Origin of the sequence: Paenibacillus sp. PDC88, from assembly GCF_900106725.1 — a bacterium.
Lineage (GTDB): Bacteria > Bacillota > Bacilli > Paenibacillales > Paenibacillaceae > Paenibacillus > Paenibacillus shunpengii.
In genome coordinates this window covers 202025-227311 of the sequence record NZ_FNNT01000008.1, presented here as the reverse complement: position 1 = coordinate 227311, position 25287 = coordinate 202025, and the positions used below count along the sequence as shown (strand labels likewise).

Here is a 25287-nt window from a genome sequence, read left to right as displayed (position 1 = left end):
TACATCTTATGAATAGGGACGAGCAATTATGAACAAGCCTTCGAGCGTATATACAAAAAAAGCACCATGAGCTCTAAAGCCCAGGTGCTGTTGTCGTTGTGGTTTCGTTATTTTGCAGATCGTATTTATCCTGATGCAGCTTAATGCTCATGACAATTCCGATACTGAGCATATTGATGAGAAGGGATGTCCCGCCGTAGCTAATAAAGGGCAGTGTGATGCCTGTAATCGGCATTAGGCCTACCATCATACCTACATTTTCATATACCTGAAAAATAAACATCGTGGCAATCCCAATAATAATATAGGCTCCTCGTTTATCATAACAAGCTGCTGCGATGCGGACCAAACGATAGATCAGCGCAAAATACATGAGCAGAACAAACGCACTTCCCAAAAATCCAAACTCTTCACCAATGACCACAAATATGGAGTCCGAATAGGGATACGGGATAAAATGATTGTTCTTGAGTTCACCCTGTTTAAAGCCATCCCCCGCCAGTCCGCCGGTGCCAATCGCAATGATGGCATAGCTGGATTGATGTCTATCATCACTCGAAGCTTCTCCCGGATTGAGAAAGGTATTGATACGCTGATACCAGTGCAAGCGATTCTGTTCCTCAAGCGTTGCTCTGATCTGATCATTAAAGGTATTAAACAAGGTGACAAATAGGATCAGTGCGGCAAGCACTGTCGTAATGCCAATCAACACATGCTTATACCTCGTTCCCGCAATCCACAGCATCCCGACAAATACAACCAAATAAATGATGGCATTTCCCAAATCCGGCTGAATCAGCACGAGCACAAAAGGAACGAGGACAATGAGAGCGGCTGGAATAATATCCGTCCTGAATCTCAGCGGCTCTCCACCACGCTTGCCGAGCATGTATGCACAGACGAGAATAAGCACCAGCTTGACCAATTCGGCGGGCTGGAACAGTAATCCTCCCGGCAGCTTGAACCAGCTCTTCGCACCATTCACTTCGGCTCCAATAAAGAACAGGAGAATGATCATAATCAAGCCTATACCGTATATAACGAAGCTATACTTTAGCAGTGCCCGATAATCGACCAACGCGATACCCAGCACAATAATGAAGCCTAGGATGTAAAAGAGCGCTGTCCTAATATCATAACCCTCAAATTCGGGTGTTGGAATAATGGCACTATGTACAACCATCGTACTTACCAGCATAAATAAAACGAGAACTGCCATTAGCGGCCAGTCCAGCTCTTTCCATTTGCGAAGCAAATTGCATCAACCCATTCCGAAAAACTTCTTAAACCGTGTAAAGACACCTTTCTTTTGATCAAGCAGCATAAGCGGCACCGTATCGCCAAGAATACGTCTTGCGATATTACGATAGGCCATGGCAGCTTGCGAGTTCGGATTCATCACGGTAGGTTCACCAGAATTGGCTGCTTTGATAACAAGCTCATCATCGGGAACAATCCCAATAAGATCGATATTCAGCACTTGTAAAATACTATCGATATCCAGCATATCGCCGGTTTTGACCATATTATTCCGAATCCGGTTAACGACCAGCTTTGGAGATCCGACATGCGAGCTTTCGAGCAGCCCGATTACACGGTCCGCATCACGAACTGCAGCATTCTCTGGTGTAGTTACAACAATGGCCTGATCGGCACCAGCAATGGCGTTCTTAAACCCTTGCTCAATACCGGCAGGACAGTCGATAATAACATACTCAAAATCTTTTTTGAGCTCCAGCACAATATCCTTTACCTGATCAGGTGTAACCGAGTTTTTATCTTTTGTCTGCGCGGCTGGCAGCATATATAATTCATCAAAGCGCTTGTCTTTGACCAAAGCTTGGTTCAATCGGCATCTGCCTTCTGCTACATCCACCAGATCGTAGATGATTCGATTCTCGAGTCCCATAACGACATCCAGATTTCGAAGGCCAATGTCTGTATCAACCAGACATACTTTTTTACCAAGCAGCGCAAGTGCAGTGCCAATGTTGGCAGATGTGGTTGTTTTGCCGACACCGCCTTTTCCTGAAGTGACAACAATCGCCTCTCCCATGTATGCTACACCCCTTTAAACACGTTAAAATCACGGTGCAACCGAACGATATTGCTCGTTTTGTCGATCTGCATGTGTCCGTTCTGCAAGTAAGCAAACTCCATCCCTGCTTCTCTTTGCTCCCATTCATCCGGAGGACGGCTGATAACTTCCGCGATTCGAAGCTGCGTCGGCGCAAAATAAGATGCACATATAATAGCATCCTCATTGCCCTTGTTTCCCGCATGTGCCATTCCGCGAAGTGCACCCATAATATAAATATTACCCGTGCAGCTGACACTTCCACCAGGATTGACATCACCAAGCAGCAGCAGGTTTCCTTCATGTTGAAGCACTTGACCGGAACGCACAATACCGGTAATGGTGGTCAGAGCCGAAGCCTTGTTCTCATCGGTTTCAGCATCCGGGGATTCAATGGAACGTATGAGCAAATTGCCTTTTTGCTTCAAAATATGAAGAATTTCTTCTTTCTGCTCTTCGGTCACAATTCGAGATCCAAGCTTTACGTCGACATGAATAATGGGACCGGACAATATATTTTGATGGCTATGTTCAAGCTTAAAGCGAAGCTCGCTCAGCAGTTCCTCCAAATCACACTCGTCATCCATCAGGAATACCAGGCCATCTTTGATGCCTTTGATCGTCACATGATTCGATTTTACTGTCATAAGCCTGTCCCTCCCATCTCAAACATTCGTGCCGAAGCGCAGCAGTTCCTTCTTTTTGCCTGAAAAGCGTTAGATATTATTACACTTTATCCTTCTTCGTTACTCTACGCCGTGTTAGTCGATCAAGCTGTTTTCGTAGCGGAACATAAATAATTAATGCAAATATAAAATGAATAAACACGGTTGGAATCATATACTCCAGCAGTGCCCAATTGTAAGATTCCTGATTAAGCCGGAATAACTTATAGGTGAAAAAGAGAATAGAATCGAACAGCAAACTCCCCAGAATCACCATCATCATCATGACCGGCATCGTCGCTCTTGGGGATTTGAAGAACAAGCCGATCAGATAGGCTGTCAGCCCCATCGCAAAGGAATACGGACCAATCATATGGCCGTAGTAGACCACATCATGAAGCAGACCAAATATAATACCCAGTACGAGAGCCGAATGACGATGATAGTATACCGTAACAAACAGAATGGCGATAAACACGAAGTTGTGTCCAATTCGAGGAAGCCAGCTGTCCGGGATAATCCAAGGCACGACAGTCCCTTCAATAATAAAGAGCACAAACAACAGAATGATCAGCAACTGCTTCCGCCCGGCCACTATGGAGTTACCTCCGGTGGAATGACAACGAAGACTTCTTTCCAGTCCGTAAAGTTCGCTGCCGGCTCAATATAGGCGACTTGTGCAAGCCCGAATTCACTTTCCTTAATCTCTTTGACTGTCCCTATAATCATATATTTCGGAAATCCTTCGATAATTCCTGAGGACATGACGACATCATTTTTGGCAATCTTGGAATTTTCGCTGATTTTCGTCATTTCCAGATAACCTGTTTGCGGGTTATACTTCTCGATCATACCGAAAGTATCATTTTCTTTACCTACAACGGTAGCTGCAATAGCATTAGCGTCGCTTGAGCTTGGATCCAGCGCTGTTAGCAGTGTGACCGTAGAAGTAAAGTTGCTGACATGGCTGATGGTTCCTGCCAGCCCGTCCAGCGTCGTTACAGCCATCCCGACCTTCAGCCCCGCATTCTCTCCAATATCAATATTCAGAACTCTGTTGTTCGGATCCGAGTTCACACTGATGACTTGGGCTGTCCGCAGCTTGTAATTATGTCTGTTCTTTTGCTCCTCAGTGAAATCAAGATTCTCCTGCAGACGCTGATTCGTTTCTGCCAAATTACCGTATCTCACCGCTTCTTGCTTATACTGTGCAACTGAGGTTTTTAGAATCTCATTCTCTTCCTGCAGCGATTTAAGATTAGCTATATCCTCGAAGAACCCAGCAATATAGGAAGTCGGTTTGTAGAATACCTGCTGTACGAATCCGACCATATCTTTTGTAAACTTCTCGGGCAGTGATAAGCCTGCTCTCGACCCTACCGTAAAACCCATAAGTGCGATAAAAATGATAATACCAACGAGTAAAATAAACAATCGCTTGTTGCCTAACCATTTAAACAGTTACAACACCCTCTAACATCCTTATTTCGTTATGATGCTAAGCCACAATTATAAGCTTCACTTAAAAAGGGAAAGCAAGTGCGTAGTGGTCCTATAGCTGTGCGAACCTTAAACTACTGACTTACTATCCCATAGGTAGCAACATCATAAAAATCTGGGCATAACCGCATCTCCATATGCAGCTATGCCTTATCGCTTTGCGGCCAGCACGGGTGGATGCAGCCTGCTTAGCTGTGACTTTCAATGTTTCGTATTTTAGCGTTTAGATCTGATTGCAGCACTGCTTCTAGATTTGAACAAATGAATGTTGTCCAGCGCTTTGCCTGTACCAATGGCTACACAATCCAGCGGATTCTCAGCAACGATGACCGGCATTCCTGTTTCGCCTGCAAGCAGCTTGTCCAGGTTACGAAGAAGAGCTCCTCCTCCTGTCAGCACAATACCACGGTCCATAATATCCGCAGCCAGCTCAGGCGGGCATTTCTCAAGGGTTACTTTAACAGCTTCAACAATGGAGCCCACTGTATCGGCAAGTGCTTCACTAATTTCATCTGAAGTAATTGTGATGGTCTTCGGCAATCCAGTAACAAGGTCACGTCCACGAATTTCCATCGTTTCTACAGATTCCAGAGGAAGTGCAGATCCAATTTCCATTTTGAGCTGTTCCGCTGTTCTTTCACCGATCATCAGATTGTATTGACGTTTGATGTACTGGATGATGGACTCGTCCATCTCGTCACCGGCAACACGCACCGAACGGCTTGTCACGATGCCTCCAAGGGAGATCACTGCAACTTCTGTTGTACCGCCGCCGATATCAACGACCATACTGCCTGTCGGCTCCCATACAGGAAGATCTGCACCAATCGCAGCAGCAAACGGCTCCTCGATGGTGTATGCCTCTCTAGCTCCCGCCTGCTTCGTAGCATCCTCTACGGCACGCTGTTCTACCGCCGTAATGCCGGAAGGAACACATACCATCACGTTCGGATGACGCTGGAAGAAGGAACGCTGCTTCTGAGCTTGGCGAATAAAATATTTAATCATCGTTGCCGTAGTATCGAAATCCGCAATAACTCCATCCTTCATCGGTCTAATGGCACGGATGTTGCCAGGAGTACGTCCGATCATTTTTTTGGCTGACTCACCGACAGCTTCGATAACCTGTGTATCTGTACGTAATGCAACAACGGATGGTTCTCTGACCACAATGCCTTTTCCCCGTACGTAAACGAGCGTATTCGCCGTTCCCAAGTCAATCCCCAAATCTTTTGTAAAGCCACCTAACATGCTATTTTCTCCCTTTCTTTACTTGCATTATTTATGCTGCCGTCCCATACCTTGCTTAGCAGCTGCGTCATTATAATCCGATTCAAAATAAAGCGATCGAAGCGATGAAGGAAAAACGCTCCTTGTAATTTACGCTTAATAAAAAAACCGTTAACGTACCACATTATATTATATGAACCCTTGCTCCTTCAAACTTGCATATTTCCCGTCCCCGATCACGATGTGATCGAGCACGTCAATTCCTACAATTTCACCAGCTTTGACAAGACGACGTGTCAGCTGTATATCCTCCGGACTCGGGGCAGGATCACCGCTCGGATGATTGTGCGCACACACGATGGAGGCGCTGCTGCATTTCATGGCAGCCCGGAACACTTCCCTCGGATGAACGATGGAAGCGTTGAGGCTGCCCATAGATAACGTCTCTTGGGAAATCACGTGGTTCTTGGTATTCAGGAAAAGGCAGACAAAATGCTCCTTCTGCAGATACCTAAGCTGTTCCATAAGCAAATCAGCCGCATCTCTCGGACTGCGAATGACGGGTCTCTCCGCGAATCTGGTCTGCATAACCCGTTGTCCCAGCTCGATCCCTGCCTTCAGCTGAATGGCTTTGGCGGGTCCAATGCCTTTGAGCTGACACAGCTCATCAACACTCATATCCACCAGATTCCGAAGACTCCCTGCTTCGTTCAGAATACGCTGAGCGATATGAATGGCCGATTCCTGCTTCGTTCCTGTTCTAAGCAGAATCGCCAGAAGCTCCGTATGACTTAGTGCACCCGCCCCTACTTCTAGCATGCGTTCTCTCGGGCGCTGTTCTTGGGGGATGTCGCGCAGCATATACTGTGGCGAACTCATTTTCTCCCTCTTTTCACATAAAAAACGAACCCGTTCTCTTGTTACTATGACTTCCTATTCGTCAATGGACAGCACGTTCAAGCCCAGCTCTGACAGTTGTTCACTAAGCAAGGAAAGCGGCAAACCCACGACGTTAAAATAGCATCCTTCAATGGAATCAACAAATGTAGCGCCCAAACCCTGAATGGCGTATGCGCCTGCCTTGTCAGAAGGCTCGCCTGTCCGTATATAAGCATGAATGGCATCTGGACTAAGCTGCTTCATCTTGACCTTCGTACGGCGATGCTGCGTAATTACACGTCCATCCTCACCCGAAATACTAGTAACACCCGTATATACTTCATGAGTGCGACCTTGAAGGGAACTAAGCATCCGGTAAGCATCCTGCTCATCCTTTGGTTTGCCAAGCACTTCTCCGTCGAGTACGACAATTGTATCACTGCCTACTACGATGGTTCCTGCCAGTTCGGAATCATAAGAATCATAGACAGTTTTTGCTTTGCGGTAGGCAAGTTCTTCTACAATTTGCTGAGGTGTGTAGTCTTCTGGTGTATCTTCCGGGGTGTGGCTAGGGCGAACTTCAAACGGAAGGCCAAGCGTCGCTATGAGTTCCCTGCGTCTTGGAGACGTGGAGGCAAGTATAATCCGCTGCTTTTTCAAGAGATGAACTCCTTCGTGAGAATGATAATGCTATTCGCATGTGTTACATATCTTTTTTGGTCTGTTTTTTACTCCTGCTCAAGCTTCTGTTCTGCATCAGTTCTGTGATATTAAAAAGCTATAGTTTTCGGTAAAGCCAAATCGCAAATACAACCCCTAACAGACTGAGCAGGCTGATCTTTAATTGAATGTTAAGATGATAGCTAATGATGTCGAAATTTGCCTTTGGCGACCAGCTGATCGTCGTTGCATTCGTTAAAAAAGAAAGAGCCTCAAACTGCTCTAATCCTTTGGATATGGATGCTCCAATTAACCAACCGAGGAGCAGAAACAAGATGAATATTCCGAAGTTTTTTTTCATTCTACTCTTCCCTCGCCATATTTTGACACCTTCATTATTATACGGGAACCTAGACATAAGTACAAACAGAAATCCGGCATGGGGAACTATTTCCAGTCCCGTGCCGGATCAGCGCGCATACTATGCTTGTTTGATGATTTCAAGCAGTTGTTTTTCGAGCAGTATATAATTCATGACCTGTGATTGTACTTTCCAAATATGTTCTTTGGAGGGATTTTTATTATATTCTGCAACTGCAGTGACTGCCGTATTCATAGCGGCTTCCATTTGCAGCTCGACAGACTCACTCTCCGCCGGTAAACCGCTTCTGATCTTAGCTACCGTGCTTGTCCAGCGCTGATGCGCGTCCGTGACAGCGTTCATATCCGCTTCTGACAGTGCCTTCTGCTCCTGCTGACCCAGCTGCCTGATTGATACAGAGGTCAATATTTCTGTAATCGCCCGGCTGGAATTAAAAAAATCCGTCACCGTGCTCTGATCACCTGAAAACTGAAGGCCTGTTATCTCAGGAAGGTGAATCTCACGTACGTACAGCTCTACCCCTTCCGTTCTTAGCTGGTTACTGATCAGCTTGGCATTCTCACGATCAGCGGAAACTCCCGCATACACACGGAGCTCATCCAAAGGATCGCTCCCAGCAGCTATACCCGCTGATGTCAACTCAGCTTTGGCTTGCTCAGCACCTTCTGGACTGCTGAACACACCATATTGCAGCATATAATAGGTCACAGCTGGAATGGTTGCTGCAGATGATGCACCTGCAGGAACATTTGCCCCTCCCTCTGTAACTGTTTCTTGAGTGACACCTGATGATGCAGGCACCGTTACAGGCGAAACGGTATTTGAGGTGTTCTCTGAATTCACCATGGACATGGCAACAAACCCAAACATGACACCTGTAACGACTGCAGCGATAATGGATCCCGTCATTTTCCATACATTTCGAGGTCCCCGGTACATGGTGTAATTTTCACTTGCCTGACCCAAATAGAATGGATCCTGATCCTCAAGTTCCTCGTATGAACCTGGGTGCTGCTTGTCTTTCTCCTGGGGCTCTTTGTAGTGCTCATGACCTGCAACAATAGGCACAGAAGAATAAGATCCAAAAGGCTCTTCCCAATCTTCGTATATTCTCTGATCCGCGTAAACATTATTTCCACTGAAGCTGTCTCGATCAGAACGTCCTTCTTCCCGTTCGTCAAGAGGAAGGCTTGTCACGGTCTGCAGCGGGATGGTGGTTTGCGGCATTTCAGCAGGGACAGGGTCTGTTATATCATGCTTCGCAGTTGTTCTCTCCTTGCTGTGCTTCCATTCATCGCCAGGCATCACTATGTCTGATTCGAGCTTGGCAGCAGGCTTGTCCTCATTGAAACGAAATGTCATTCTAGCTTTGTTCACGGCTAACCACCCTCCTCTTGTCCTTTCTAACAGCTATATGTGCCTAATTGAGGAGTTATGCAAAAAAAAGCACCGTTTCTTTAATAAAGAAACGGTGCGGTATGACTCAAACGGTAAAGATCCTACTTGATTCCCTTCGCAAGCGCATAACCTGCTTTCCAAATATCGCCGGCTCCCATTGTTAGGACGAGATCCCCGGGCTGCAAACGATGCTCGAGCTGCTTCACAACATCCTCTTTGGAAGGAATATATATGGCATTTGGATTACTGTTGAGCTTGATCAGATCTACCAGCTTGGAGGAATGTACACCCTCAATCTGTTTCTCTCCTGCAGGTGAGAAGATATCAGTAATAATGACCTCATCTGCTTCTCCAAATGCACGGCTGAACGCATCCAGCAGGAAGAAGGTACGTGTGTAGCGCTGCGGCTGAAAGACCGCTATGATCCGCTTGCCTGTCGCTTTGGCAGCACTGATCGTCGCCTCAATCTCCGTTGGGTGATGCGCGTAATCATCAATAATGAGTATATCTCGAGCTTCTCCGAGCACTTGAAATCTCCGCTTCGCTCCGCTGAACTTCACAATTGCCTTCACAATTGACTCAAACGGAATGCCTGCCTCGAGACAAGAAATCACAGTCGCCATGGCATTGCTCACATTATGTCTGCCGGGTACGGACAACTCAACGGTTCCAAGAGGCGCACCTCGATGATTCATCGTAAATGAAATATGGCGATCTCCGAGCTCAATATCTGTTGCCGTATAATCAGCTTCTGCATCGATTGCATAAGTGATAATGTTGGATTTGAGCTGCGGCATGATGCTCTGAATGTTCTCATCATCCGCACAGACAATCGCACAGCCTTCCGGCTTAACCTGATTCAAGAATTTGATATAAGCATTCTTCAGCTCATTAAAATCATTGTTGTAGTTCTCCATATGATCGGCTTCAAGATTCGTTACAATACCTAGCCAAGGATGATACTGCAGGAAGGAGCCGTCGCTCTCATCCGCCTCTGCTACAACATGCTCACCCTTGCCCGCCTTGGCATTTGTACCCAGGTTCATAATTTCTCCGCCGATAATATAGGTGGGATCTACACCGCACTCCTCCATGACGAGTGCAATCATCGAAGAAGTGGTTGTCTTACCGTGCGCTCCGGCAACCGCTACTCCCTTACGTTCATTCAGCAGCCTTGCAAGCATTTGAGCACGATGAAGAATAGGGATGTTCAGCTGCTCGGCTTCAACGCGTTCCACATTGTCCTTGGAAGCCGCTGTTGAATAGACAACCAAGTCCGCACCATGGACTTGTTCCGGCGTATGCCCGATATATATTTTTGCTCCCTTAGCGGCAAGCTTCTCCGTGAGCTCCTGGGATACGACATCCGATCCCGTGACGGTATATCCCATTTCCAGCATAACTCTTGCAATGGCGCTCATCCCATAGCCGCCGATACCGATAAAATGTACATGTTCCGAAGTGTTTAACAAATTTTCACCAACCTTTTTCAGAATCGGTTTGATGCAGAAGGGCGGCCCTTACATCGGCAATCAAATATAATGTGCCGGACACAACCCCCAGATCTTCCGCTTCCGTCCGTAACTTAAGTAAGCTCAATGCTTGTTTCCATGAAGGTTCTACGATGATGTCAAGGTTTGGTTTGGCATAGGATGGACGAAGCTCTTCTACCATATTTTTTAACTGGGCCGCGTCCATTTTACGTCGGAAATCTGGCTCAGTCAGGATAAGCGTATCCACTAGTGGCAGTATATGCTCAAAATACAATTTGTGATGCTTATTCTCCAGCATGCCCATCATTAAAATTAGTTTCCGCTCTGGATACAGATCCTTGATGCTCTGTGCCAGCATCTCAGCCCCCTCAGGGTTATGCGCTCCGTCCAGAATGAGAAGCGGTTCGTCGGACACCTTCTCGAAACGGCCTGCCCAAGAGGCAAGTCGGAAACCTTTTTGCAAATCTTCCTCTTCCATATAGAACGCCATGTATTGGCGCAGCACTTCAAGTGTCATTAAAGCCCCAGCGGCATTGGCACATTGATGCTTGCCCTGCAATGTAAGCTCCACATCAAGTTCACGAAACGGTCCATTAAAATGCAATTTCTGTCCATCCTTATTAACCTGAACCTGTTCATAGGTAAACTGGTCACCAGCAAGATATAAGGTGGATTTCTGTTTCTCTGCGACCTCACGAATGACTTGAATCGCTTCCGGCTGCTCTACTAGACTGACGACAGGAACGCCGGGTTTAATAATTCCTGCCTTTTCAGTTGCGATTTGGCTGATCGTATCTCCAAGAATATCGGTATGGTCCATCCCAATATTGGTGATCACGGAAATAATGGGAGTTACGACATTTGTTACATCAAGCCTTCCCCCGAGTCCTGTCTCCCATACCACTACATCAGGATAGCACACCTCAGCATAATACAGAATTGCAAGCGCCGTCGCAACCTCAAACATGGTGGGAGACCCTAGCTCTGTCTCCGCGACTTCCTCTACTAACGGATGAAGGCGTCTTGCAAGCATCAGTAAAGTTTCTTCAGGGATGTCCTCCCCGTTGTACTGAAACCGATTCGTAAACTTGGTAATGTACGGTGAAGTGAATGTACCTACATCATAACCGGACTGTCTTAAGGCTGACGTCAAAAAGGCACAGGTAGAACCTTTTCCGTTCGTTCCTGCGACATGGATAAACTTCAGATGCTGATGCGGATTACCCAGCTTAGACAAGAGCAATTCAATACGGGAGAGTCCCGGTCTGATTCCAAACGGAATTAGATTGTTGATCCAAGCTACCGCGTCATGATACGTATTCAGCGGAGCAGCCGTGCTATTACCAGTGGTTCGATCCATATGCTTCACCTTCTAAGTATAAAGTAAGTAAGAGACAGGCATCCCTCACAGTAGTAAGGAACACCTGCCGTCTTATATTAATTTTGAAGTTCGTCAATTCGTGCAATGACTTTTGTCCGCTTATCAGAATAATCCGCAAGCTTCGCACGCTCTTCTTCGATTACCTTCTCAGGCGCTTTGGATACAAAGCCCTCGTTGCCCAGTTTCTTCTCAATCCGCAATACTTCCTTATCCAGTGTTTCCTTCTCTTTCGTGAGACGCGCGATCTCTTGATCAATGTCAATCAAACCTGCAAGAGGGAAATACAGCTCGGCACCGGAGATCACAGCAGTCATCGCCTTTTCTGGTGTAGAAAGTTCTGTTCCAGTAGATAGTTCTGAAGTATTACAGAAACGACGAACATAAATCAAGTTATTTTCAATAATATTCAGGCTGTCCTGACCACTTGCATTTATGTGCAGTTCAACTTTTTTGCTCATCGGTACATTCACTTCAGCACGGATATTACGTACTGCGCGAATCAGATCCATAAGCGTATTCATCTCAGCGACAGCCTTGTCATTAACAAAGGCCTCATTGAATTCTGGCCAAGCTGCCAAAGTAATGGTCTCACCCTCATGTGGAAGGTGCTGCCAGATCTCCTCGGAGATAAACGGCATAAACGGATGGATCAGGCGCATGGTTTGGTCAAGGACATAGGCAAGAACGGATTGTGTTTTGCGTTTTGCATCCGCATCCTCCCCGTATAATGAGAGCTTGGAGAACTCAATATACCAGTCACAGAGATCGTCCCATATGAAATTATACAATGTACGGCCCGTTTCTCCGAATTCGTAGGCATCCATCAGACGAGTTACGTCCTTCGCTGTTTCGTTCAGACGATGCAGAATCCAGCGGTCCGCTGTAGTCAGTTCACCTGAAATATCTATGTCTTCCGCCTTGAAGCCTTCCAGGTTCATCAGCGCAAAGCGGGAGGCATTCCAAATCTTGTTCGCAAAGTTGCGGGCCTGCTCAACACGTTCCCAACGGAAGCGCAGATCCTGACCCGGAGTAATCCCTGTGGAGAGCATGTAGCGCATCGCGTCTGTTCCGTATTTTTCAATAACCTCAAGCGGATCTACTCCGTTGCCCAGCGACTTGGACATCTTACGTCCTTCCGAATCACGCACGAGCCCATGCATCAGGACATCCTTGAACGGAATTTCATCCGTAAACTCAAGTGCCGTAAAGATCATACGTGCTACCCAGAAATAAATGATATCATATCCCGTTACAAGTACAGAGGTTGGATAGTAACGCTTCAGGTCCTCTGTCTCTTCCGGCCAGCCAAGTGTGGAGAACGGCCATAGTGCTGAACTGAACCAAGTATCCAAGACGTCTTCGTCCTGACGAAGCTCTTGCGATCCGCACTTCGGACAAGCCGTCATATCCTCACGGCTGACATGAATTTCACCACAAGCATCACAGTACCACGCAGGTATGCGGTGACCCCACCACAGCTGACGTGAAATACACCAATCGCGAACATTCTCAATCCATTGCAAATAGGTTCTTTCGAAGCGGTCAGGAACAAAATTAACTCCTTTACCGCTCTTCTGTGCTTCAATGGCACGTTCTGCGAGCGGCTGCATAGCTACAAACCACTGCGTGGACAAGTAAGGCTCTACAACCGCACCGGAACGTTCACTATGGCCCACTTGATGTGTGTGGTCTTCAATATTAATCAGGACACCGGATTCTTTGAGATCAAGAACGATCTGCTTGCGGCAGTCACTGCGGTCCAGTCCTTTATATTTGCCGGCTTCTTCATTCATTTTACCGGACTCATCCATAACCGTAATTTGCGGCAGATCATGACGCAGGCCCACCTCAAAATCGTTCGGATCATGGGCTGGAGTAATTTTCACAGCTCCACTGCCAAACGTTTTGTCCACGTACTCATCCGCGATCACCGGTATTTCACGACCAATAATCGGAAGCACGAGGGTCTTGCCAATCATGTCCTTATAACGCTCATCTTCAGGATGTACAGCAACAGCGGTATCTCCAAGCATCGTTTCCGGACGTGTTGTGGCCACCGTGATCGAGCCGCTTCCGTCTTTCAGCTCATATTTCAAATGGTACAAATGTCCCTGTATCTCTTTGTATTCAACCTCAATGTCTGACAAGGCCGTGCGTGCTGCAGGATCCCAGTTAATAATGCGTTTACCGCGGTAAATGAGCCCTTTCTCGTACAGCTTAACAAAGACTTCACGAACGGCCTTGGACAGACCTTCATCCAGCGTAAACCGCTCACGGGAGTAATCCAGCGAAAGCCCCATCTTCGCCCATTGGGAACGAATCGTGTTCGCATATTCTTCCTTCCAGTCCCATACCTTCTCAAGGAATTTCTCACGGCCCAGATCATAGCGGGATACACCGCCTTCTCTAAGCTTCTGTTCGACCTTTGTTTGTGTCGCAATTCCTGCATGGTCAGAGCCGGGAAGCCAGAGCGCATCGTAGCCCTGCATTCTTTTGGCCCGAATAATGATATCCTGCAGCGTAAAGTCCAGTGCATGCCCGATATGAAGAATACCCGTAACGTTAGGCGGAGGGATCACGATCGTAAAAGGCTTCGCATCCTTGCGCTGACCTGCCTTGAAAAATTCATTATTCATCCAATATGGATACCATTTCTGTTCCGCTGCCCGCGGATCGTAAGTTGTCGACATTTCCGTCTGGTTCGGATTTGCTGTCGGTTCTGACATCATACATTCCTCCAATTAATCTTCGTTTAACACATTCTTGAAAATACAAAAAGACCCTTCATCCTCAAAGGACGAAAGGCCATTCTTTCGCGGTACCACCTTTGTTTCATAACCGAGCAGGTCCGAATTCACTTGTAAAAAGCGAAATCATTAATCTCGATATGACACTTCATTAGGCAGATAACGGCTGCTACCGGCCGCATTCTAGCTTCCTCATCATACCAAGAAAGTTCAAAAGGGCAACTCACGGGCGACTTCGGTACAGCTCACGATCCTGCGGAATTTCACACCATATCAATTCCACTCTCTGAAGGGCTCACTGCCTACTATTCCCGATCCAAGTCGTTAGATTAATTACTGTTGTTATTCATTGTATTCCCAATCCTACAGTCATCATACATTTCTTTTGTGCCATTCGTCAACCGGGCTTTTGACCTTACATGACAAAAAAGAAGAGTCCCCGATTCAAACCGGGAACTCTCCTGTATGCAGCTCTACTACGGAATGTAGAGTACCTGACCTTCCTCTACCGATTGCTCGGACAGACGATTATATAGCTGCAGCTCACGCGTGCTGAGCTGATACCGATCAGCAATGGTTTCTAGCGTTTCTTCACGCTGCACGATACAGAGTCTAACCTTCTTGAATGGCGTCTGCTCTGCACCGCTTCCGAGAAACAGACTCTTCCATTGAATCTCCTCTGCCGGTTCTTCATCACGCTGTTCAATCGGAAGCTCCTCTTCCAGCTGCAGGACTTCTTCTGCCGTCCTGTTCTTTTGTAAGAGTGAAGTAATTCCATAGGAGCCTTGTGCCGAAGCTTCGACCGATTTTTTGGTTCCAAAGGCAACCTTCAGTTCAGGCTTCTCTTGGGAAGGATCCGGCTGCGGCACATCCGCTTCGAGCAAGACCTCCTGAGCTTCGGGCTCTCGCGGACTAGAGTCTGTCTCAAGTTCGACCTCCGAATCACCAAGGCTGGATGACTCTTCAATCACTGCGGAAGCTGAATCCGCATCTGCACTTGCAGCAGGAGCTCCCGAGTCACGCTCTGAGCCCGAAACTACAGCAGGCTCGAAGCTCCACACCTCTGGGGCTGAGTATGCTTCCGGCTCTTGATTAACGGACGTGAGCGCACCGAATTGATTCAATGGATCATCTTGTCCCCGATCCGCCTCTTCTGCATCCTGTTCGTAGTACTGTTCCTCTATGCTGTCGATTGTATTTGCGCTGTACGGAACCTGTGGCTGAGCTTCTTCCCGATTCACGGAATCACCGACCGACTCCGCTTCATACGGAAGAGACCATGCAGCACTGCTCTCTTCTGCCGGCTCGGATACTGACGCCTCATATGGCGTATGCAAAAAAGGCCTTGAAGGTGAATACGCCGGGGCTACCGAATCATAATGAAGCTCCTCTGGAGATTCCGATTCCGACAACAACGCTTCTTTTTGTTCTGCATCCGTTAGGAATGGATCACGGTTATACGGATTGTACCCCGAATATAGCGGGTTGGTCGTCGTCTCTTCTTCACCTGAATTAGAATGAACAACGGTAAACTCCTCCGGATTCCAGTCAGAGGTTTCTTCTGCCGGCCCAATTCCCTCAATACCGCGCAAAGAGAGCACGCCCGTAATGTTCAGACTGCGTGTCGACAGCAAATCCACGTCAAAATTCTCAATCTCCACTGCAATATCTTCAATGGATGCGACACGGCTGAGCGGAATCGTAATCTCAACAGGAATCTGATGCGACAGCTCCTCCTGCTGATTATTCTCTCCTTGATAAATACCGGACAACAGCAAGTGTCCACGTAGCGCAGCATGCTCCTGCTCCGAGATAACCTGTATGCGAGGATACAATTCGATCTCATCCAGCTCACTAATGGCAGGCACATCTTCAGGCAGATGAACACGCTCGTAAATATCAAACCGAAGTCCATACGGCGGGTTTAACATAGCGCTAGTCCTCCTTTCACAGCATATATTCACCATGAGATTTTCATAGCTTTACGTCATGTTACACAAGTAAACTCAAGATGCTTCTCGTGAACATGTATATGCACTGGTCAAAAGACTCATACCATTATCCGAGGATTCATATTATATTTACAATTTTAACGAGTCATATAAATCCATCATATCCTGAGGCCAAGGGGCTGTAACCGTAAGTAACTCTCCCGTAAAAGGATGCCTGAAGCTGAGCTCTTCTCCATGCAGTGCCTGTCTGCGAATTCCTTCTCTCATACCGCCATACAGTGTATCGCCAAACAAGGGGTGTTCCAAATGACTTAGGTGCACCCGAATTTGATGTGTTCTCCCTGTCTCCAGACGAAGCCGGATCACGGTTGCTTCTCTTAGTCTTTCGGATGTCTCCATATGTGTTACTGCATGCTGCCCCGTAGGGGAGACTCTTCTTCTCTGTTTATGATGTCTGTCCTTGCCAATCGGCAAGTCGATCTTCTCTTTATTCTGTGCTACGACCCCGTGAACGATTGCAACATATTTGCGCTCGATCTGCTTAAGCTGCATCATGGCATTCAGCTTCAGTTCTGCGTAGCGGTTCTTCGCATACAGCACTGGACCTGATGTGTCCACATCCAGTCGATGGATATGCTTCACTGCGACCTCGAGTCCACTTGCCTGGTAATATCCAGCCACTGCATGATCAAGCGTGACGATTCCGTCCTGACGCTCACTTCCGTCTGGATGAATAGGCATCCCTACCGGCTTGTTTACAACAAGGCAAAAATCATCCTCATAGAGTACATCAAGCTCTACATATCGTGGTACAATTCCATACGGTGCAGAAGGAAAAAGGGCCAGCCGAAGCCGGTCCCCTGCAAGTTGAATACCGTTATTAGCTTTCAGCTCGTTCAAGAGCTTCTCGGGCATACCCAGCTCATCAAGCAGCCATTTCTCAGCTGCCATACTCCGATCATCCTGGGAGAGCACCTTTTTGCCTGGCATCAGCTCAGCCCAATCTCCTCTTTTCTTATACTTCATCATAAAGCCTTCAGCGCATTATAGTTCGCTTCAATCGTATCATCGATATCCTGGATACTATGCACCCCGGAGATGAACATCCCCTCGAATTGAGAAGGGGCTACGCTGATTCCTTCCTGAAGCATATGGCCAAAGTAAGCACGGAAATGATCCAGATTGCTCGACTTGGCAACATCATAATTCGTCACTGCTTGATCGGTAAAGAATGGACATACCATCGATCCGACTCTGTTGATGGTTACAGGAACACCCAGCTCCTTCGCATTCTTCTCAAAGCCAGCGGCTAGCCTTGCACCCAGTTCTTCAAGACGAGTGTATACTTCTTCGTTAAGGAGCTTAAGTGTCGTATAGCCTGCTGCCATCGCCAGCGGATTACCGCTGAGTGTACCCGCTTGATAGATTGGACCGACCGGAGCCACCTGCTCCATCAGGTCTCTTCTTCCTCCATAGGCGCCAACAGGCAAGCCGCCGCCAATGACCTTGCCAAGGCAAGTCAAATCCGGGATGACACCGAACCGCCCTTGAGCGCTGTGAAGCCCTACACGGAAGCCGGTCATGACCTCGTCAAAAATAAGCAGGCTGCCGTATTCTACGGTAATCCGGCGCAGCCCTTCAAGGAATCCTGCCGCTGGCGGCACAACCCCCATGTTGCCTGCTACAGGCTCAACGATGATCGCAGCAATCTGTTCCCCGAATTTATCAAATGCCAATCGAACCGATTCCAGATCATTATAAGGAACGGTAATCGTATTGGCAGCTACTCCTTCTGGAACACCAGGGCTATCCGGAAGTCCAAGAGTTGCTACTCCGGAACCTGCCTTGATCAGCAGGCTGTCCGCGTGTCCATGATAGGAGCCTTCAAATTTCAAAATTTTGCTTCTGCCTGTTGCTCCTCGAGCAAGTCTGATCGCGCTCATCGTAGCTTCCGTGCCAGAGTTCACCATACGAACAACATCGATGGAAGGTACGCGCTCGCATACCAGCTTGGCCATTTCCGTTTCAATAAGAGTCGGCGCGCCGAAGCTTGTCCCTTTTACAGCTGTCTCTTGAATCGCGGATATCACTTCCGGATGGGCATGTCCCATAATAAGAGGACCCCAGGAAGCCACATAATCAATAAAAGAATTACCATCAATATCATAGATTCTAGAACCTGTGCCATGGTCTGCGTATACTGGAGTCAGCCCTACAGATTTAAATGCACGTACCGGACTATTCACACCGCCAGGCATGTATTGCTTCGCTTCTTCAAAAGCGTTTCGGGAACGTTCCTCCCTGCGCGGCTGTCGATTCTGTTCACTCATTCTCAAAACTCACTCCTCTGTTCATAAATTTTATATGCATAATGTATCTCTTCTAAGAATTAACGAGCTGACAGCCAGCGGGCTGCATCTTTGCCATAATACGTAATAATCATATCTGCTCCAGCACGCTTCATACTGAGCAGGATTTCCATGGCCACCTTCTCTTCATCAATCCAACCATTGATCGCTGCGGCTTTGACCATCGCATATTCACCGCTGACGTTATACGCAACCAGCGGCAGATCAAATTGATCCTTAATCGTGCGCATCACATCCAGGTAAGATAAAGAAGGCTTCACCATCAGCATATCTGCTCCCTCAAGAACATCCGTTTCGGCTTCACGCAGCGCTTCCCTTGCATTAGCCGGATCCATCTGGTAAGCTTTGCGATCACCGTACTGGGGTGCTGAATCTGCTGCCTCACGGAAAGGTCCGTAAAAGCCGGAGGCGTATTTCACCGAGTAAGACATAATTGGAATATGCGTGAATCCTGCTTCATCAAGCCCTGCACGAATCGCACCTACGAAACCGTCCATCATGTTGGATGGTGCAATGATATCAGCTCCAGCTTCTGCCTGGGACACAGCGGTCTTCACCAGCAGCTCAAGCGATTCGTCATTCAGGACATCAACACATACATGACCGTCACGTTCATGCGTATGAATCATTCCGCAATGACCGTGATCCGTAAACTCACACAGGCAGGTATCTGCAATGACGAGCAGATCGGGGTACCAGGATTTGATGAGTCTCGTTGCTTCCTGTACAATTCCATTCTCTGCATAGGCGGAAGAACCTACAGCGTCCTTCGTATCTGGAATACCAAATAGAAGCACAGCCGGAATGCCGAGCTCAGCAATCTCTTGTACTTCCTCTTTTAGCGTATCGAGTGAGAAACGGTACACTCCAGGCATGGACGAAATTTCTTGTTTAACCCCTGTACCGTATGTAACATAGATCGGCTGTATAAAATCACTGACATTCAAATGTGTTTCACGCACCATACTGCGAATACCGGCGGACTGCCGAAGTCTGCGATGTCTTACGATTGGAAATCCCATTCTGAATAACCCCTTTCTCTAGTTCGCCTATATCCTATCTTAAATTTAAATATCATGCACATAGTCGCTAATATGACACAGTGCATCCGCCAAGCTCTCTATTGTCGCCTCTTCTGAAACGATACTGACATGAAGCCCCGCGTTCGCGGCCGTTTCTGCAGTAACAGGTCCGATGCAGGCGACGTGAACATTTTTAAATAAAGAAGCAGGCTGTTCACATCCCATCCGTTCTAACAGTGTCAGAAGGTGCGTTACTGTTGAAGAGCTGGTGAATGTGACAGCATAGACTTTACCCTTCTGCAAGAGTCCTATCAGCTCATCGTCCTGCTCATCAGGTATAACCGTCTCATATACACTGACACTGTGGACTTCAAGTCCTTTCTCCTTCAGTTTGTCGGAGAGCCAAGGGCGAGCCAGATTACCTGTAGGCAGCAGCACCTTCTGCCCAGGAAGCAGATCGGCGTCAAAGGTATCCATCAGCCCTTCCTGTTGGTAAGATCCTTGAACCTGCTCTGCCAGAATTCCTCGGTCTCGAAGTGCCTTTTTCGTTGACGGGCCAATGGCCACAATTCTTGCGCGATAGAGTGAACGTATATCTCTCTCCTGTTCTTCCATTGCTCTAAAGAAATGCTCGACTCCATTCACACTCGTAAATATGACCCAGTCATACTGCTCTAACTGATCTAGTGCTTCTGCAATTTGCTCCCTCTGGTGATCTGCTTGGACAGGAACCGTTTCAATAACAGGCAGCTCGTAAGGCTCCCCACCTAATTCCTCAATCCGTGTGACGAGCTCACTTGCCTGACTTCTTGCTCTTGTCACCAGTATTCTTTTGCCAAAGAGAGGCATGAATTCTGCCCATTGCAGCCGTTCACGCTGCTTGACGACATCACCAACGACAATGACGCCGGGTGGACGAAATCCGTGCTCCTGCACCTTGTGCTCGATATCCTCAAGTGTACCTACAAGGGTGTCCTGCTCAGCCCAAGTCCCCCAGCGAATCAGTGCCACAGGCGTATCCTTCGGTCTGCCATGATCAATCAGCTGCTGACTGATATAGCCGATGTTAGCGACCCCCATCATAAACACCAGGGTTCCTGTGGCATTCGTTACCTTATCCCAATAGATCGCTCTATTCAGCTTATCCGGACTCTCATGTCCAGTAATAATTGAAATGGATGATGCATAATCCCGATGTGTGACAGGGATACCGGCATAGGCCGGCACACTGATTGCAGAGGTGACTCCCGGCACGATCTCATAAGGAATATTATACCTGCGAAGCAGCTCTGCCTCCTCACCGACTCTTCCAAAAATGGTCGGGTCCCCGCCCTTCAAACGAACGACGGTTTTACCTTCAAGAGCGAGATCTACAAGCAGCTGATTAATATCCTCCTGCTTCATTGTGTGACGGTTTGTTTTTTTGCCAACATAGATTTTGGAAGCTCCAGGCTTCATGATTCGAAGCAGTCTGGGACTGGCCAAACGATCATAGACGACCGCATCTGCCTTCTGAATACACTCCCAGCCCTTTACTGTAATAAGCTTCGCGTTCCCCGGTCCTGCACCCACGAGATAGACCTTACCTGCCATTTCCTCATCCCCTTACGTCTGCCAGTATCTTCTCTGCGCCTTTACGAATCAAGCGTTCAGCAACTTCCTCTCCAAGACGTTCAGGATCGCTCCCAATCACCGTCTCTTTAAGCACTGTCGATCCATCCGGTGTTCCAACCATACCCGTCAGCTCGATAAGCTGCTTATGTCCATCCTCTCCTTGATGAGTAACCCATGTTGCATACGCTCCGATAGGTACTTGGCAGCCTCCGTTCAGCACATTCAAAAATTTCCGTTCAGCTGCAACCGGCAGGGCCGTCTCCAAATCATTGTACAAACTGAGCAAATGAAGGAGCTCCTTGTCATCCTTCCTGCATTCAATACCGAGCGCACCCTGGCCTACCGCAGGCAGACAAGTGTCCGGAGACAAATAAGCTGTTATTCGATCTTCCCATCCCATACGAGAAAGTCCCGCCGCAGCGAGAATAATGGCATCAAAGCCTTCCGTCTCAAGCTTGCGGAGTCTGGAGTCAATATTGCCGCGAATCCATTCAATTTGAAAGTCAGGACGGTAAGCTTTGAGCTGAGACGCTCTGCGCAGACTGCTCGTCCCTACTTTTGCACCTTGAGGCAGCTCATCCAGGGAAGATCCGGTTCTGGATATCAGGGCATCCCTTGGATCCTTCCTGCGCGGCACGGCACCGGTAGTCAGTGGTTCGGGAAGTACAGAAGGCATATCCTTCATGCTATGTACAGCCATATCAATCTCGCCGTTCATCATGGCCTGCTCAATTTCTTTTACAAACAGCCCCTTGCCCCCGACTTTGGACAACGTAACATCCAGGATTTGATCGCCCTTCGTTACAATCTTCTTGATCTCAAAATCAAATGGAAGCCCATGCTGCTTACACAGGTTCTTCAAATCATCAATGACATGCCCTGTCTGTGTTAGAGCCAGTGCACTTTGTCTGCTTCCTACTACAATCGTTCGCATTTATTCATTACCCCTCCTGATTGTCTGCAATCCATTCATTCCGTTGTTCATCGGACCATAATTCAAAGCGTCCTTCTCTAATTTCATCTAATATATCTAACTCTAATACTTTCTTCAGCAGATGTCTTCTTTTGTTCGGATCTTCAATACGAGACAGAATGGTTTGACGAATTTGATGCAAAAAATCAAAGTACACACCATATTCATCACCATATTGTTGGTCTAGCTGCTTCGCAATGCGTGCGACCGCTCCCGGACTTGAACCCGAGGCTGACACGGCGATCGACATCCTGCCGCGCCGTACGACACTCGGTGTAATAAAATCACCGCTGCGAGGCTCATCTGCGCTGTTCACCAAAGCACCCGTCTCTTTCGCTTCTTTAACCACCTGTCGGTTGATATCCGTGTGATTTGTAGCTGTATATACAAGAAAAGCCCCTCTCAGGTCTCCCTGACGGTAGGGCCTTTGAATCCAGGAGACTTCACTATGCTGAGCCAGCTGAAGAAGTCTCTCGGTCATCGTGGGACTGATGATCGTAATGTTCGCTCCTGAATTAAGAAGTCCACTTACCTTGCGCTCAGCCACTGGACCACCGCCAATAACAATGACAGTGCGGTCTGAGCAATCCAGCCATATCGGAACATAAGCCTGCTCCATTTACTTCACTCTCCTGTCCAGCGGTGAAATACAGACCAAGCATTACTAATAAAACTAACAATGACAAAGACATAACCGATTAGCGTCCACCGTGCCATAACATGGGGAGCTTGACCATTGTATCGTTTTGAAATGAAGTATCCTAAATAGATGCATAATGCAATGAGTGTTGAGAGAACTTTGGCATCGAGTAATAATGGCCAGCGTTTCTCTGCCATGATCGATAATACAGCAAGCATGACTGAAACGCCGAGCATGGGCGTCCCAATAGAGCTTGCCTTGTTCATGTACAGATAGAGCATTTCAAGACTCGGCATACGCCGCATCGTATCGCCCCATTGCTTCGATTTGAGCCGGAAATGCAGGAAGAGATAGATCGCAGCAAATACGGCGGCGAGTGTCAGTGCAGCAAACCCCAGATTAGCAAGAGCGATATGCATGACAAGAAGTCCATGTACGGTCTGCCAATTAAGCATAGGATTAACGACCGGAGCAAGCCAAAAATCACTGAGCACCAAAGCACTGAATCCGACCACATTCAGCAGGAATACGATATATTCCGATTTCCTGAACGTTGTCATAATCAGAGAAGTAATGACGATGCTAAACGTAAATAAGAATACAAAATCATACATCGAATAGATCGGAATATGTCCCAAATCAACGGTTCGGAGAATCAAGTAAATCAGCTGCATCAGGGACACGACAGCAAGAAGCCCTGTGCCCATCCGCTTCGCACTCGTGTTGCGTCGAATGCAATCCGAGAAATAAAACAGAAGGCTCAGGGCATAAATATAAATCAGCAAAGTGTGAATCGTATCTACTGTAGACACTTATGACACCTGCCTTACAGGCTCACTGGAACATATGCAATCCGTGAAGGTGCTTGCTCCACCTCACGACTAGGCTCCGTGGCCGGCTTCATATTCACTCTTGGGGAAACAGAAGACTCTTCCTTGACTTCAGGCTCTTCCTCAAGACCGAACATGGTAGTGAACATCGATAATGCATCATCCGCATTCTTATCCACTGCCATTTCTTTTATACGGTTAATTGGCTCATGCGTCATCTGATTAAGCATACTCTTCGTCAGTCGGCGTATCACCTTACGTTGACGCTCATCCAGCTCAGGCAGCTTGTTAAACAAGCTCTCGAGCGTTTCTTCATGGACACTGTTGGCCTTCTCCTGCAAAGCTCGAATCACAGGACGAACTCCCAAAGTTTTGAGCCAGTGATTGAATTCTTCGATCTCTTCCTCGATAAAGGAATCGATCTTCGCCGCCTCGATCCGGCGCATCTCCAGATTCGTCTCAACCACACCTTCAAGATCATCGATATCATATAAGAAGACGTTAGCAATATCTGAAATTACAGGATCAATATCCCGAGGCACAGCAATATCGATCATGAACAAAGGACGTGACTTTCTTCGCTTCATGCTGTCTTTAACCATATCAGCCGAGATAACGAAATCCTTCGCTCCTGTTGAGCTGATCAAAATGTCCACTTCATGGAGACGCGTAAATGCCTGCTCCATGGTACATGCCGTTCCGTCAAATTTGGCTGCCAGCTCCTCTGCACGTGAGAAGGTCCGATTCGCCACAATTACCTCTTCCGCACCATTCGCATATAAATGCTGAACAGTGAGCTCACTCATCTTCCCTGCACCAAGAATCATTACTTTCTTGTGATTAAAGGAGCCAAAGATGCGCTTGCCTAGTTCAACCGCAGCATAACTGACAGAAACCGCCGCTTCACCAATCGAGGTCTCGCTATGCGCTCTCTTGCCTAAAGAGATGGCATGCTTGAACAGCGTATTAAACCATGTTCCGGTTGCCTTCTCAGCTTGAGCCGTTAAGAAGGCCTGCTTAACCTGGCCTAAAATTTGGGTCTCTCCGATCACCATGGAGTCCAGTCCACTGGTTACCCGAAATAAATGACGTATCGCCTGTTCATCTTCATATATATAGAGATGTTGAGTAAACTCCTCGCGGGAAATACCAAACCATTGCTCCATGAAGCTGCGTATGAAATACCCGCACATATGGAGACGATCAACCACCACATACATTTCCGTACGGTTGCATGTAGCAACGATGACGCCTTCCAATACACTGTTTGTCTTCTTGAGCTCTCGGAGCGCTGATGGCAGGTCTTTTTCGTCAAATGTAAACCGTTCCCTTACTTCTACAGGCGCTGTGCGATAGTTTAACCCAACTGCGACGATGTGCATTGCAAGTTCACCTGCCTCTACAAAATTCGGTAAATTATTGAATCAATTTCAAACGAAATGGATTTAGTCTATAAAAACATCAAATGTGTTATT

Annotated in this window: 22 protein-coding genes and 1 other annotated feature; all 22 genes read right to left on the bottom strand. The window is 47.4% G+C overall.

The window, feature by feature from the left end; genetic code table 11:
- Window positions 1–73: 73 nt before the first annotated feature.
- Window positions 74–1255: an FtsW/RodA/SpoVE family cell cycle protein gene (locus tag BLW49_RS22320; RefSeq protein WP_076315142.1), complete on the bottom strand. Its 1182-nt coding sequence runs from the start codon at window positions 1253–1255 to the stop codon at window positions 74–76.
- A gap of 6 nt (window positions 1256–1261) precedes the next feature.
- Complete coding sequence (minD, locus tag BLW49_RS22315; protein WP_047914289.1) at window positions 1262–2056, bottom strand: septum site-determining protein MinD; 795 nt, start codon at window positions 2054–2056, stop codon at window positions 1262–1264.
- Between the two features lie 5 nt (window positions 2057–2061).
- Window positions 2062–2724 (bottom strand): septum site-determining protein MinC, encoded by a 663-nt coding sequence (minC, locus tag BLW49_RS22310; protein ID WP_076315141.1) that lies wholly within the window; start codon window positions 2722–2724, stop codon window positions 2062–2064.
- 79 nt (window positions 2725–2803) lie between these two features.
- Window positions 2804–3337, bottom strand: coding sequence for a rod shape-determining protein MreD (mreD, locus tag BLW49_RS22305; protein ID WP_047914291.1), 534 nt, complete (start codon window positions 3335–3337; stop codon window positions 2804–2806).
- Window positions 3337–4176, bottom strand: a complete 840-nt coding sequence (gene mreC / locus BLW49_RS22300) for a rod shape-determining protein MreC (RefSeq protein WP_083656174.1) — start codon at window positions 4174–4176, stop codon at window positions 3337–3339. Before mreC ends, mreD begins: the two co-directional genes overlap by 1 nt.
- Window positions 4177–4458: 282 nt before the next feature.
- Window positions 4459–5493, bottom strand: a complete 1035-nt coding sequence (locus tag BLW49_RS22295) for a rod shape-determining protein (protein ID WP_047914293.1) — start codon at window positions 5491–5493, stop codon at window positions 4459–4461.
- A gap of 168 nt (window positions 5494–5661) precedes the next feature.
- The gene (gene radC / locus BLW49_RS22290; protein WP_076315139.1) at window positions 5662–6351 is read right to left on the bottom strand and encodes a RadC family protein; all 690 of its coding nucleotides are present in this window, start codon (window positions 6349–6351) and stop codon (window positions 5662–5664) included.
- Window positions 6352–6405: 54 nt separating this feature from the next.
- On the bottom strand, window positions 6406–7011 hold the full coding sequence (locus tag BLW49_RS22285) for a Maf family protein (protein ID WP_090726939.1): 606 nt from the start codon (window positions 7009–7011) through the stop codon (window positions 6406–6408).
- A gap of 118 nt (window positions 7012–7129) precedes the next feature.
- Window positions 7130–7372, bottom strand: a complete 243-nt coding sequence (locus tag BLW49_RS22280) for a DUF4321 domain-containing protein (protein WP_047914296.1) — start codon at window positions 7370–7372, stop codon at window positions 7130–7132.
- Window positions 7373–7492: 120 nt separating this feature from the next.
- Window positions 7493–8770, bottom strand: a complete 1278-nt coding sequence (locus BLW49_RS22275) for an SPOR domain-containing protein (protein WP_090726937.1) — start codon at window positions 8768–8770, stop codon at window positions 7493–7495.
- Window positions 8771–8892: 122 nt separating this feature from the next.
- Window positions 8893–10263, bottom strand: coding sequence for a UDP-N-acetylmuramate--L-alanine ligase (gene murC, locus BLW49_RS22270; RefSeq protein WP_090726935.1), 1371 nt, complete (start codon window positions 10261–10263; stop codon window positions 8893–8895).
- A gap of 4 nt (window positions 10264–10267) precedes the next feature.
- Entirely contained in the window at window positions 10268–11644 is a 1377-nt protein-coding gene (locus BLW49_RS22265; protein WP_090726933.1) for a bifunctional folylpolyglutamate synthase/dihydrofolate synthase, read from the bottom strand.
- Between the two features lie 77 nt (window positions 11645–11721).
- On the bottom strand, window positions 11722–14391 hold the full coding sequence (locus tag BLW49_RS22260) for a valine--tRNA ligase (RefSeq protein WP_076315133.1): 2670 nt from the start codon (window positions 14389–14391) through the stop codon (window positions 11722–11724).
- Between the two features lie 64 nt (window positions 14392–14455).
- Window positions 14456–14740: a binding site (T-box leader), on the bottom strand.
- Between the two features lie 148 nt (window positions 14741–14888).
- A complete protein-coding gene (locus tag BLW49_RS22255) occupies window positions 14889–16343 on the bottom strand; it encodes a LysM peptidoglycan-binding domain-containing protein (RefSeq protein ID WP_076315132.1) in 1455 nt (484 codons plus the stop codon).
- 150 nt (window positions 16344–16493) lie between these two features.
- Window positions 16494–17393 carry an RluA family pseudouridine synthase gene (locus BLW49_RS22250; RefSeq protein WP_371264609.1) on the bottom strand — a complete coding sequence of 300 codons (900 nt, stop codon included), beginning with the start codon at window positions 17391–17393 and terminating at the stop codon, window positions 16494–16496.
- Window positions 17390–18694, bottom strand: a complete 1305-nt coding sequence (gene hemL / locus BLW49_RS22245; protein ID WP_076315130.1) for a glutamate-1-semialdehyde 2,1-aminomutase — start codon at window positions 18692–18694, stop codon at window positions 17390–17392. The genes BLW49_RS22250 and hemL overlap by 4 nt, the downstream gene beginning before the upstream one ends.
- Before the next feature lie 59 nt (window positions 18695–18753).
- The gene (gene hemB, locus BLW49_RS22240; protein ID WP_076315129.1) at window positions 18754–19755 is read right to left on the bottom strand and encodes a porphobilinogen synthase; all 1002 of its coding nucleotides are present in this window, start codon (window positions 19753–19755) and stop codon (window positions 18754–18756) included.
- A gap of 45 nt (window positions 19756–19800) precedes the next feature.
- Window positions 19801–21348 carry a uroporphyrinogen-III C-methyltransferase gene (cobA, locus tag BLW49_RS22235; RefSeq protein WP_076315128.1) on the bottom strand — a complete coding sequence of 516 codons (1548 nt, stop codon included), beginning with the start codon at window positions 21346–21348 and terminating at the stop codon, window positions 19801–19803.
- Window positions 21349–21352: 4 nt separating this feature from the next.
- Window positions 21353–22303 carry a hydroxymethylbilane synthase gene (gene hemC, locus BLW49_RS22230; protein ID WP_090726931.1) on the bottom strand — a complete coding sequence of 317 codons (951 nt, stop codon included), beginning with the start codon at window positions 22301–22303 and terminating at the stop codon, window positions 21353–21355.
- Between the two features lie 7 nt (window positions 22304–22310).
- Complete coding sequence (locus BLW49_RS22225) at window positions 22311–22961, bottom strand: precorrin-2 dehydrogenase/sirohydrochlorin ferrochelatase family protein (RefSeq protein WP_076315126.1); 651 nt, start codon at window positions 22959–22961, stop codon at window positions 22311–22313.
- Between the two features lie 5 nt (window positions 22962–22966).
- Window positions 22967–23794: a cytochrome c biogenesis protein CcsA gene (ccsA, locus tag BLW49_RS22220; protein ID WP_076315125.1), complete on the bottom strand. Its 828-nt coding sequence runs from the start codon at window positions 23792–23794 to the stop codon at window positions 22967–22969.
- Window positions 23795–23808: 14 nt separating this feature from the next.
- Window positions 23809–25194: a glutamyl-tRNA reductase gene (gene hemA, locus BLW49_RS22215; protein ID WP_076315124.1), complete on the bottom strand. Its 1386-nt coding sequence runs from the start codon at window positions 25192–25194 to the stop codon at window positions 23809–23811.
- Window positions 25195–25287 lie beyond the last annotated feature (93 nt).